9 protein-coding genes are annotated in these 12,404 nt (G+C 51.4%); all 9 read right to left on the reverse strand.

All coding sequences use genetic code 11. The features are described 5' to 3' along the window. Positions 1 to 30 precede the first annotated feature (30 nt). Positions 31 to 2,850 carry a phosphoenolpyruvate carboxylase gene (gene ppc, locus CULFRC11_RS05885; protein WP_023635749.1) on the reverse strand — a complete coding sequence of 940 codons (2,820 nt, stop codon included), beginning with the start codon at positions 2,848 to 2,850 and terminating at the stop codon, positions 31 to 33. 116 nt (positions 2,851 to 2,966) lie between these two features. Further along, the gene (gene tpiA, locus CULFRC11_RS05890) at positions 2,967 to 3,746 is read right to left on the reverse strand and encodes a triose-phosphate isomerase (RefSeq protein WP_013911581.1); all 780 of its coding nucleotides are present in this window, start codon (positions 3,744 to 3,746) and stop codon (positions 2,967 to 2,969) included. A gap of 113 nt (positions 3,747 to 3,859) precedes the next feature. Continuing rightward, entirely contained in the window at positions 3,860 to 5,074 is a 1,215-nt protein-coding gene (locus CULFRC11_RS05895) for a phosphoglycerate kinase (protein ID WP_023635750.1), read from the reverse strand. Between the two features lie 169 nt (positions 5,075 to 5,243). After that, positions 5,244 to 6,248: a type I glyceraldehyde-3-phosphate dehydrogenase gene (gap, locus tag CULFRC11_RS05900; RefSeq protein WP_023635751.1), complete on the reverse strand. Its 1,005-nt coding sequence runs from the start codon at positions 6,246 to 6,248 to the stop codon at positions 5,244 to 5,246. Positions 6,249 to 6,631: 383 nt separating this feature from the next. Beyond that, positions 6,632 to 7,621, reverse strand: coding sequence for a DNA-binding protein WhiA (gene whiA, locus CULFRC11_RS05905; RefSeq protein ID WP_023635752.1), 990 nt, complete (start codon positions 7,619 to 7,621; stop codon positions 6,632 to 6,634). A 111-nt stretch (positions 7,622 to 7,732) separates the two neighbouring features. Next, the gene (locus CULFRC11_RS05910; RefSeq protein ID WP_023635753.1) at positions 7,733 to 8,761 is read right to left on the reverse strand and encodes a gluconeogenesis factor YvcK family protein; all 1,029 of its coding nucleotides are present in this window, start codon (positions 8,759 to 8,761) and stop codon (positions 7,733 to 7,735) included. Between the two features lie 14 nt (positions 8,762 to 8,775). Beyond that, positions 8,776 to 9,639, reverse strand: a complete 864-nt coding sequence (rapZ, locus tag CULFRC11_RS05915) for an RNase adapter RapZ (protein ID WP_230478290.1) — start codon at positions 9,637 to 9,639, stop codon at positions 8,776 to 8,778. Positions 9,640 to 9,762: 123 nt separating this feature from the next. Beyond that, positions 9,763 to 11,790, reverse strand: a complete 2,028-nt coding sequence (gene uvrC / locus CULFRC11_RS05920; protein ID WP_023635755.1) for an excinuclease ABC subunit UvrC — start codon at positions 11,788 to 11,790, stop codon at positions 9,763 to 9,765. An 8-nt stretch (positions 11,791 to 11,798) separates the two neighbouring features. Beyond that, complete coding sequence (locus CULFRC11_RS05925; protein ID WP_023635756.1) at positions 11,799 to 12,365, reverse strand: PH domain-containing protein; 567 nt, start codon at positions 12,363 to 12,365, stop codon at positions 11,799 to 11,801. Between the last annotated feature and the right edge of the window lie 39 nt (positions 12,366 to 12,404).

Genomic DNA, 12,404 nt, shown 5'->3' on the forward strand with positions numbered 1-12,404 from the left:
GTCCAGGAACTCACTTTCAACCGCTAAGAACTAGCCAGAATTTCGCAGCGCGGTAGCCAAGCCGTTCATAGCTAGGCGAATGCCATGCACCACCTTCGGATCAGTATCACCTTCGCGATACCTACGTAGCATTTCGAGTTGCAGTGTATTAAGCGGCAACAGATACGGGTAACGCGAGCGAACTGACCGTGCAAGCATCGGGTTGTCGTCGAGAAGCCCCGAGAAGCCGGTGATCTTGAGGAACATCGTCTTAGTGAGATCGAATTCGGCAGAAATATCAGCAAATATTCTGTTTGCAGCTTCCTGATCTGCTACCAATCCCGAATAGAGCTTCGCAAGTTGCATCTCAGCTTTGCTCATCACCTGCGCCATATTAGACAGCACAGAAGAAAAGAACGGCCAGGAACCATTAAGCTTCTGCAAAATAGCAAGGCGCTCATCTGCTGAGAGTTCCGCTGTGCGCACACAGCCTTTTTCTACCCATTCATACAAAGCGCTGCCTACTCCATACCAGCCGGGCAGCATAACACGGGACTGCGACCAGCTGAGCACCCATGGAATTGCGCGTAAATCGTCGATACTTTGGGTTTGTTTTCGCGACGAAGGACGCGAGCCGATGTTAAGGTCGCCTATCTCTTCCAAAGGTGTGGAGGATGTGAAGTACTCAATAAAACCAGGGTCTTCATGCGCAAGCCTCGAATACTTTCGCTGACTCAAGCGTGAGATTTCACCCATAATCTCATACGCCTCAGGATATTGCTCTTCTACCTGATCGATTGTAAGCAGCGACGCCTCCAGCGTGGCTGAGGCCAAGGCTTCTAGGTTACGACGAGCCGCACCCACAGAACCATATTTTGCTGAGATGATCTCACCTTGTTCCGTAACACGTACACTGCCTTGCACAGCACCATGTGGCTGAGCAAGGATAGCGTCATAAGAGGGGCCGCCGCCGCGTCCTACGGTTCCACCGCGGCCATGGAAAAGCCTCAGCGCTACACCATGTTGTTTACACATGCTTACTAAATCAGTTTCGGCAGCATACAGAGCCCAGTTTGCGGCGAGATAGCCACCATCTTTATTGGAATCGGAATAGCCAAGCATGACCTCTTGAAGATTATTTCGTTGCTCCACATAACTGCGATACAACGGTATCCGCCATAGATCTTGGAGAATCTTGGCACCATTTTGCAGATCATCGATCGTTTCAAAAAGCGGTATGACGTCAATGTGCCCGGTAAGTTGTCCTTCCTGAATGCGGATTAATCCGAATTCTTTCAGGAGGACCATCGGTTCGAGGATATCGCTCGCAGATTCTGCCATCGAGATAATCGAATGTGGGATCATCATTGGGCCAAAGGCATCCACTGCACGCTTTGCTTCAGCAATAATGTCTAGCTCACGCTGGGTTACCTCACTATATGAGGCACCATCGCGCGGTATAAGGGGTCTCGGTGACGATAGCTCAGCAGTTAAAACGCGAATCTTTTCGTTCTCGTCCAATTCGCGATAGTGCTTGGTTACGTGGGCTTGCTCAAAGAGCTCGGTAAGCACATCCTCATAGCTCTCAGAATTTTGGCGCAAATCCATCGAATAGAGATGGAAACCAAAGCTTGATACCGCTGTCCTGATGCGCAACAAGCGATCATCTGCGATGAGTTCATCGTGCGTTCTCCGCAAGGAAGCATCAATGATATCCAAATCTGCTGCAAGCTCATTTGGATCAGAATAAGCATCATGACGGGCATACCACGAGCCTTCTACCGCTTCTGTACCAATCCGAGAAGCTAGCGTAGCAAGTACTCTACCGCGCACACCGTGGACGGCACGGCGATAAGGCTCGTCGACCCGCGATGGGACGTCGTTATGTCCTAAATCAGCAAGCACGCGCAGAGTCTGGCTCACATCAGTCAACCTATCCGACAGCGATAACTCATGTTCAAGTTGATGCAGTTCGCGTGCATAAAACTTTAATACAGTCTCGGCTGCTCGTGTCGTCGCATAGTGCAGAGTTTCCGCAGTGACATACGGGTTACCGTCATGATCGCCACCGATCCAGCTTCCAGGTTTAATGAATAGCGACCGCAAAGCATCTTCAGAGCTAACACCATATTCTCGCTGGATATGATCAGCCACTTGCTTGTTGATCTCAGGGATCGCAGTAAGCAAGGAGAGCTTATAGTATCGCAATCCAACTTCTACCTCGTCCTCAATCCTAGGGCGGGCCACCCGGATAAGCGCGGTCTGCCAGATGAGAGTCAGCCACCGGCGAATCCGACGAGTATTCTCTTCAAGACGCGTAGCCGTCAGCGCATTCGGATCTGCGCCCAGAATCGCATGACGTTCTTCGAGCAAAGTAGTCATATGCTCTTGCGCATCAAAAATCGTACGTCTACGGGTTTCCGTAGGGTGAGCGGTAAGCACCGGGGCAACTTGAAAGTTACCGAGTAAACCGGACACGTCTTCGCTCGTTACTCCAGCCTTAGCAAGCTTTTTCCAAGTCGCACCCAACGTTGAATCTGGGTCTTCTTCACCGGCTTCTTGTCGCCGGAGCCTACCCAGTTCATCGTGCAAGTCCTCCACCATGTTTGCTAGCAACGCAAAATGGCTAAACGCTCTAATAATCGATATCGCATCTGCTGCTGAAATATCTTTGAGCAGTGATACTAAGTCTTCAACCTGTGCCTCTTTGCGCGAGATTTTAAAAGCCAGCTGTCGCGCTGCTTCGACTCGGTCAAAGGCTGCCGTTCCCTCTTGTTCTTTGATCACCTCCCCCAAAAGTGCACCTAGAAAGCGTATATCCTCAACAAGCTGTTCGGATAGTGGACCTGCAGACGTAGCTTTTACAGGCATGAAGCTTAAGCTCCTCACGTTATACAGTGCAAAAGCACCGCCACTTCATCATGACGGTGCTTTCTTTTAGAAGGTGAGCGATAAAGGCTCACTGCTTATTTTTAAAGGTCGCTTTTCTAAAGACCAGTCGCTGCGTTAGCAGCAAGTTTGGCAAATGCCTCACCGTCGAGAGAAGCGCCACCAACAAGACCACCGTCTACGTCGGGCTGTCCGACTATTTCTGCGACCGTTTCTTCCTTTACAGAGCCACCGTAAAGAATACGAACGCCTTCAGCGATTTCCTCATTGGCAAGTTCTTTAACTAAACCACGGATCGCTTTACATACTTCTTGAGCATCAGCCGCAGAAGCGACCTTGCCAGTGCCAATTGCCCACACCGGCTCATAAGCAATAACGGTCTTAGCTAGTTCGGCTTCGGTCAGACCAGCGAGCGATTCACGGGTTTGCTCGACGACAAAATCTACGTGAGTGCCAGCTTCCCGGATCTCCAAAGGCTCACCGACGCAAACGATCGGGCTTATGCCTTTGCCCAGCGCTGCTTTAGCCTTCGCGGCAACAAGTTTCGATGACTCGCCATGGTATTCACGGCGCTCCGAGTGTCCAACGACAACCCATGTGCAGCCGAGTTTTGCAAGCATATCTGCAGAGATCTCGCCGGTATAAGCACCTGATTCATGCTCTGATACATCTTGGGCACCGTAGGTGATCTGAAGCTTATCGCCATCAACTACAGTCTGAACAGACCGCAGATCCGTAAAAGGTACGGTAACTGCAACATCGACCTTCTCGTAGTACTCCTTAGGAAGTGCAAAGGCTAGCTTCTGAACTGTTGCCACAGCTTTCAAGTGGTCTAAGTTCATCTTCCAGTTACCAGCGATGAGCGGCGTACGTTCCATTCGAAAGGTTCCTTTCTATTACAAAATCAGTGTTGACCCGCTAGAAAACTAGTGGTGCAGGCTATGGACTTTTGTTTGAGCTGCACCACATCAAGCGTTAAAAAGATGTAAAACTAGCTTTCCAAGACTGCAACGCCAGGTAATTCTTTGCCTTCCAGGAATTCCAGAGAAGCTCCGCCACCAGTAGAAATATGGCTGAAGCCGTCCTCATCAAGCCCCAGTAGACGCACTGCTGCAGCAGAGTCACCGCCGCCTACAACAGAGAATGCACCGTGAGTGGTCGCTTCAATGATGGATTCCGCAACACCTTGAGTTCCTTCGGCGAATGCAGGAAACTCAAAGACGCCCATTGGACCATTCCAGAAGATGGTCTTAGCTGTGGACAGAACCTCTGCATAGCGCTTTACAGTTTCAGGCCCTACGTCAAGTGATTGCCAGCCCTCTGGGATTCCGTCGAGAGCCACCACGGTTTTCTCTGCATCTGCTGCAAAGCTGTCTGCTGCGATGAGGTCCACTGGAAGAACGAGCTTCTCTCCGTACTCTTCCAACAAACGCTGACAATTCTCGATCTGGTCTTCCTGCAAAAGCGACTTCTGCACATTGATGCCCTGCGCAGCGAGGAACGTGTAGCACATTCCGCCACCGATGATGAGTTTGTCTGCCTTAGCGGCGAGAGCTTCAATAACGCCCAGCTTGTCGGAGACTTTGGCTCCACCAAGTACCACAACGTAAGGACGTTCTGGGGACTCCACTGCCTTCTGCAAAACAGTGATTTCTTTCTCTACCAACGTGCCAGCGTAATGAGGAAGCCGCTTGGCCACATCATAAACTGATGCTTGTGCTCGGTGAACCACACCGAATCCATCCGACACAAATGCACCGTTTTCTGCTGCTAGCGCAACAAGTTGATCTGCAAATTCTCCGCGCTCTGCCTCGTCTTTAGAGGTTTCACGGGGATCAAAACGAACGTTTTCCAGCAAGAGCACGTCGCCGTCATTAAGACCGTTAGCGCGTTCATGGGCGTCTTCACCAACAACATCAGCAGCCAGAGCCACATACTGTCCCAATGCTTCTGATAGGGCCTCTGCAACCGGAGCGAGGGAGAACTTCTCATTCACTTCGCCTTTAGGACGTCCGAGGTGCGCCATCAGGATCACGCGAGCGCCACCGTCGACCAATGTCTTAATGGTAGGCAGCGATGCGGTGATGCGTCCGGCATCCGTGATCTCTCGTGCGTCGTTAAGCGGAACGTTAAAATCCGAACGTACAAGAACGTGTCGTCCTTCCACGCCTTCGGCTATCAGATCTTTCAAGGTCTTTACAGTCATTGCTTCTTCCGTTTCGTCGTTTGTGCTGCGGTGCTGTGTTTGGATAAAACAGCCCTCATATAGGCACGCTACCAAAGCATGATGCTCCCAAAATAGCCCGGGGTGCACCACGGAGGCACACCCCGGGCTACAGGGTTAGATGAGCCATAGGTGGCTCTATATCGAAAGCTTAGAGGCGCTCGCCAACATACTCGGTCAGGGTAACGAGCTGGTTGGAGTAACCCCACTCGTTGTCGTACCAAGAAACAACCTTGACCTGGTTGCCAATAACCTTGGTCAGGCCAGAGTCGAAGATCGATGCGTGAGGATCAGTCACGATGTCGGTAGAGACGATTGGGTCCTCGGTGTAAGCAAGAACACCCTTGAGCTCGCCCTCGGCAGCTTCCTTGATTGCAGCGTTGACTGCCTCAACGGAAACGTCCTTGGAAGCGTAGAAGGTCAAGTCGGTTGCAGATCCGGTGATCACAGGAACTCGAAGCGCGTAACCATCAAGCTTGCCCTTCAGCTGAGGAAGAACCAATGCGACAGCCTTTGCAGCGCCCGTAGATGTTGGAACAATGTTCTGTGCAGCAGCACGTGCACGACGCAGATCACGGTGCGGAGCATCATGGAGACGCTGATCGCCGGTGTAAGCGTGAACGGTGGTCATCAGACCGTTCTCAATTCCGAACTTCTCATCCAAGACCTTCGCCATAGGTGCCAGGCAGTTGGTGGTGCAAGAAGCGTTAGAAATGATGTGATGGTTAGCCGGATCGTAGTCGGTGTGGTTAACGCCGACAACGAAGGTGGCGTCTTCGTTCTTTGCAGGGGCAGAAATGATAACTTTCTTTGCGCCAGCATCAATGTGTGCCTGAGCAGCATGAGCGTCTGTAAAGAATCCGGTGGACTCAATAACGATGTCTACGCCCCACTCGCCCCACTTCAGGTCCTTGGGATCACGTTCTGCAGTGACGATGATGCGGTGGCCATCGACCGTGATGGACTCATCGTCGTAGGTAACATCCTTGCCCAAACGACCCAAGATAGAGTCGTATTTAAGAAGGTGGGAAAGCGTGTGGTTATCCGTAAGGTCATTGATAGCTACGACCTCAACGTCAGCACCACGCTCGGTCAGAGCACGGTAGAAGTTACGTCCGATGCGGCCAAAGCCGTTGATTCCTACGCGAATCGTCACTGTTTTATCTCCTCACAATAGAGTGATCGTGTTTGGAAGAAGAGCGTGTGTTCTTTTCCGAATATGTCCGAAAATTTCCACTTTGATGCCCGTTACAACCTCGATTTCATAGTGTACCGACACAATCGGAAACTTGCAGATGTTTTCTCTCACCTCGACCACTATTTTTAGCAATCCCACCCCACCTTTACAGGGGGCAATATGGGACGAAATGTTGTTTCTGTTGCGATCTTGCCCGTTTACATCCACACAGAGCTGGGAGAATACCCCCTAACCGGAGGGGCATAGCCCACAAACATTTACCGCAGCTTGTTGAGACCGGAAAGGAGAAAACTTCCCAATGTAATACTAGTCACATTGGGAAGTTTTAGTGCTTAACCGCGCTAAACCTCATCAAGAAGATCGTCTGTAACCGCTACGGAAGTATCCGGCATACCAAGTTCTTCCGCACGCTTATCGGCCATAGAGAGCAATCGGCGTATGCGGCCAGCAACCGCGTCCTTGGTCATCTGAGGATCCGCCAACCGACCAAGCTCCTCTAGTGAAGCCTGACGATGCTGCACCCTCAGCTGCCCGGCCTGCGCAAGATGATCAGGAACATCATCCCCGAGAATCGCCATAGCACGCTCCACACGAGCAGCAGCAGCGACAGCAGCCCTCGCGGAACGTCGAAGATTCGCATCATCAAAATTAGCCAGACGATTTCCCACAGGGCGAGACTCCCTACGTTGCCGCTTTTGATCCCACAAGAGTCTCGTAGCATGTGCGCCCATGCGTGATAACAGAGCACCTACGGCGTCTCCGTCACGAATCACTACTTTCTCCACACCACGGGTCTCTTTGGTTTTTGCAGATAAACCGAGACGACGCGCGCATCCCACCAACGCCAAAGAGGCTTCCTGGCAGGGGCATGCAACTTCCAAACCGGAAGTTCTACCGGGATCAGATAGGCTTCCAGCCGCTAGGAAGGCGCCTCGCCATGCGGCTTCTGAGTCCGCAATAGATCCTGCAATAATGTGCGGAGGAAGACCTCGAACCTGATGCCCACTTCGGGTGACTAACCCCACTCTACGAATGAGATTATCGGCGTTGTCCGCTACCCGAACGACCTGCCGCGGTGCCTTCCTACTGCTATTCACAGGACCCAAATCGAGTACCTGTGATTCCACGCCACATAGGTCTTTGATCTCAGCAGCAATTCTTTGGGCCAGCGCCTCCTCGCCTACCTCAATATCCACAACGACTCGCCCAGCCACAGCGTCGATAGTTCCCGCAAAGCGGATCACGGCTGCCAGCTCAGCAATACGAGCTGATTGCCGAGGCACCGATACTTTGATGAGTTCTTCTTTAGCCTGGTCCGAAAGGTTGGGCACGGATTCTCCATCCTTGTGAGTGAGTCAAATCTTGTCTGCAAAAGCAGCTAAGGAAACAAAGTGCTAGCTTAACCTGTTTCTATCAAGCATTAGATTACAGGTGCACTATGCCTACGACGGCATGCTCATTGCTCTTTCTCTGCTTATTTCTAAGCGCAATGCACGTGCCAATTTTTCTGGATCATGCCGATGGATAACCCGTCCGCGTTGATCAATCTCGCTGAGATCATGGAAAGCAACCCGCGCACCAAGTGCTTGAGCAGCACGCTCCAGGTGCTTGCGATCTGCGCTATTAGGAAGCATCTGTGATTCCACCACAACAACATCCGCGCGCAAACTTTGTGCATGTTGTGCAAGGATATGCAGATGGCGTTCAGCGCTAAAACCCGCGGTCTCCCCTGGTTCTGCTGTGAGATTGAGGACTATCACTCGCACGGCCTGAGTTTCCTCTAACGCTTCAGGAACACCGTCAGTAAGAAGATGCGGTATTACACTAGAAAACCATGAACCAGGCCCTAGAGTCACCACGTCTGCCTGCTTAATTGCGGCTATCGCTTCTTCCGTGGCACGCGGGCGTTCGGGAATGAGCCGCACGCGACGAACCGTTCCCGGAGTTGATGCCACAGCCACCTGCCCCCTAACCTCACGCATTATACGAGGGTCCTCATCCAGCCCAGAAACCTCTGCCGCGATATCAAGGGCTTCCGCACACACTGGTAGGACGCGCCCCTCAGCACGAATAAGCTTTGCGACGACATCTAATGCCTTGATCTCGCATCCCAGCGTGGCAAAAAGCCCCGCGATCAGTAAGTTTCCCACCGCGTGACCAGCCAAGGCACCATGTCCGCCAAACCGGTGTTGGAGTGTTTGCTCCCACACATGTCCTTCCTCATCGAAAGGGGCCAAAGCGGCAAGTGCCATTCTTAGATCACCTGGGGGAACTTGACCTAGTTCTCTGCGAATGCGGCCAGAGGAACCTCCGTCGTCTGCAACGGTCACGATTGCGTCAATCGAAGAGGGCTCAAGCAGCCTTACAGCCCGTAGGGTTTGGAACAACCCATGTCCACCGCCAAGGCTTGCTACTTTGAGGCCCTTACGATCTGTTACAAGGCTAGAGTCAGATACTTTCTGAGATGCCATAACTCCTGCCTCGCCTATCCTCGTTGAATGTCTCGGTGCGACACACTCACGTCAAGGTCCGGAACTTCGCGTAATCTGCGGCCGAGCTCTTCAGCGATGGCAACTGACCGATGGTGTCCGCCTGTGCACCCTATGGAAACAGTAATAAAGTTCTTTCCCTCGTGCTTAAACCCAGGCTGCATGTCCAAGAGCATGGTGATGAAGTTGTCCAAAAACTTTTTTGCACCTTCATCCGCAAGAACGTAATCAGATACTGGTTTATCCACGCCACGGAATGGCCGAAGCTCTGGGATCCAGAAGGGGTTCGGGAGGAATCGAACGTCGACAAGCACATCCGTGTCGCGTGGCGATCCATGCTTAAATCCAAAGGATTGCACCGTGACATGTTGGATCTTTGTAGCAATACCCGCAAAGTTTAGTTCAATAGAACGTCGCAGGTCATGTACAGATAAATCCGAGGTATCAATAACTAAATCGGCAGACTCTTTAATCTCGTTCATGATTTCGCGTTCACGCTCAATGCCGATGGACAACGTGCCGCTTCCTTGCAGAGGATGAGTACGACGCAAATTGTCAAAGCGCTTAATGAGTACGTCGTCACGCGCGTCCATAAAAAGTACAAGCGGATTTAAACCGAGCTCGGAGAGATCCGTGATCACTTGCTCAAGACTGCCGCTGAACTCGCGCGAACGGACATCTGAGACAAAAGCGACTTTGTCTACTGGCGAATGCGGGTCAGCGCACAACTGTACAAAATCAACGACCAGCTGCGAAGGAACATTTTGGGCAACATACCAGCCCATATCCTCTAGGACGCGGGCAGCGGAGCTCAGCCCTGCACCAGAAAGCCCCGTAATAACGACAGGAGGAATCTTCATCTGTGGTTCTTTATCAGTTTTAACATTTACATTCACAAAGGCCAGTGTAGCGAGATACCTTCTCCGTTGTCTTAGTTTGATAAACCGCCGAAGTGATTGCACAGATTCAGGTTGTGCTCGAAGTCATTCAGCGCGCAGAGCATCAAATACGTTCTGAGCTAACCGTGGGCCGAATCCCTTAACCGCGGCTATGTCCTCGACTGATGCACCCTTCAATTTTTTCACCGAACCAAAGTGTTTGACCAGCTCGCTTCGCCGTGCCTGACCTAGGCCTTTGATGTCATCCAACGCAGAAGCACGCATCCTCTTAGAGCGTTGCTGACGATGAAACGTAATGGCAAACCTGTGGGCTTCGTCTCGTATTTGCTGAATGAGATACATGGCCTGCGAATTACGCGGAAGAATGACTGGTTCATCGTCTTGAGGCACCCACAGTTCCTCCAAGCGTTTCGCGATGCCAACCAAGGCAACGTCATGTACTCCGAGTTCTTCAAAGACCTCATCAGCGGACGCCACCTGTGGCGCACCACCATCGACAATGAATAATTGCGGCGGATAAGCAAACCTTTTACTGTGTTCCACCGTTTCATCTGAAAAAGTCGAACCATCAAATTCTTCGGCCTCCGGAACAACGAGTTTGTCCTTGTTATGCCGGATGAACCGCCGGCGCACGACTTCTGCAATAGAAGCCACATCATTCGAATGACCATCGCCCGCGGCATCCTTGATTTTGTACCTTCGATAATCGGATTTCTTGGGCAAACCGTCTTCAAAAACAACGAGAGAGGCGACGACGTCTGTTCCTTGGATATGCGAAATATCAATGCATTCAATCCGTAGCGGTGCTTCTTCCAAAAATAGCGCTTCCTGCAGTTCCTGCAACGCCGCCGAACGGGCAGTAAGGTCACCAACTCGTTTAAGCTTATGCTGACGCAGTGCTTCCACTGCATTCGCATGCACAGTCTCCGTGAGCGCCCGCTTATCACCACGCGCCGGTACACGTAGGTCTACCGAACTCCCACGCAATTGTGAAAGAACTACTTTGGTGTGCTCCATATCCAAAGGCTCAATTTCTACAAGGACTTCTTTAGGGACCATGCTTCCTCGTAGTTGATAGGAGCTTAAATGTTCATCGACGTATGAGAACTGGTCTACCCCACGCCGTACAACGTTCGCCTCTTCTTTGCTGGTTTCCTCCTCCAACTGCACTGCATCTGAATAGAAACGGATAAGAAAAGCCTGTAGCAGTTCTTGTAGCTCCTCTTTCGAATTATCCGTGCGCTCTACGATCCACCCGCGCTGCCCTTTGATTCGGCCCGCACGAACGTGGAAAAGCTGAATGGAAGCTTCTAGGTCGTCTGCGCTTATTGCTATAACGTCAGCATCGGTACCATCACCCAACACCACGGCCTGTTGTTCCGTGATCTTCTGTACAGCCTGCAGGTCATCCCGCAGCCGTGCTGCGCGCTCAAAATCCAGATCCTCGGCAGCTGTAAGCATCTGTGAATTGAGAGAGGCCACCACTGCATCTGTTTTCCCGGCCATAAACGAACAAAATCCATTGACAATATCGCGATGCTCTTGCTCAGTCACTCTGCCGACGCACGGAGCAGAGCACTTATCTATATAGCCCAAGAGGCAAGGACGTCCTAAAGACTCATGTCTATTAAAGACTCCTTTTGAACACGTTCGGACAGGAAACACTCGTGTTAATAGATCTAGGGTTTCCCTCACTGCCCAAGCATGAGAATAAGGACCGAAATAACGGATACCTTTGCGCTGCGGACCACGGTAGAAGAATGCCCGAGGGAACCTTTCTCCCACGGAAACAGCAAGGACTGGGTAGGTTTTATCATCCCTATACTTCACATTGAAGCGAGGATCGAATTTCTTAATCCATGTATATTCCAGTTGCAGCGCTTCAACTTCGCTGCTTACCACGGTCCACTCCACAGACGATGCTGTGGTTACCATCTGTCGAGTACGCGGATGCAGTACAGATAAATCCTGAAAATAATTAGACAGGCGTGAGCGAAGATTCTTCGCTTTTCCCACGTACACTACCCGGCCATGAGAATCACGAAATTTATATACCCCTGGGTCCGTAGGGATGGAACCAGGGGCGGGACGATACGTTGAAGGATCAGCCACGATGCGCCTTAATCTTCCGGCATATAGCTTGCTTCAAGCGCTCGGAAGCGTTCTACAGCTTGCAGCCCCTCAAGACCATCTGCAGATTGGAAAGCCCAGAGTGGGACATATTCAAAGTCAGGAAGCTCAAGTCGCGCCATGCGGCTTCCCTCTGGAAAGTTAAGACCATACACCAAAACCCATGGGTAGAATCGAGATCCGATGAAGTTACGTACATCGACGCCGTCTTCATTGACTCGGACACGAGGACGAGATAAGGCTAGGAAAAATAGTCCAGCGAAAACAACTCCGACGAGAAGATAACCCCACTGATCAATCAATGTGACAGTCGTACCGGTATCTCCGATTGCGACGACGATTGCCAAAAAAATGTGAAGCCCAAGAACAACAGCAGCGCTCACCCAAGCCCATATTTTTAACTTTCGGGAAGTGACCACTTGCTCCCAAGGTTTGGTCGTAGTCAGCGGCGCATCTTGTGCGACATACTGGTGAATCTCCGCCTCAGTGAGACGCCCGGATTGTGCCTCGGAGCTCGGGCTACCCAGTTTCACATTTTCTTCCGACTGTGCGTCCACTGTACGTTCTCCACGACCTTCTCAACGTTGCCTTCACTG

Origin of the sequence: Corynebacterium ulcerans (assembly GCF_000767685.1) — a bacterium.
Lineage (GTDB): Bacteria > Actinomycetota > Actinomycetes > Mycobacteriales > Mycobacteriaceae > Corynebacterium > Corynebacterium ulcerans.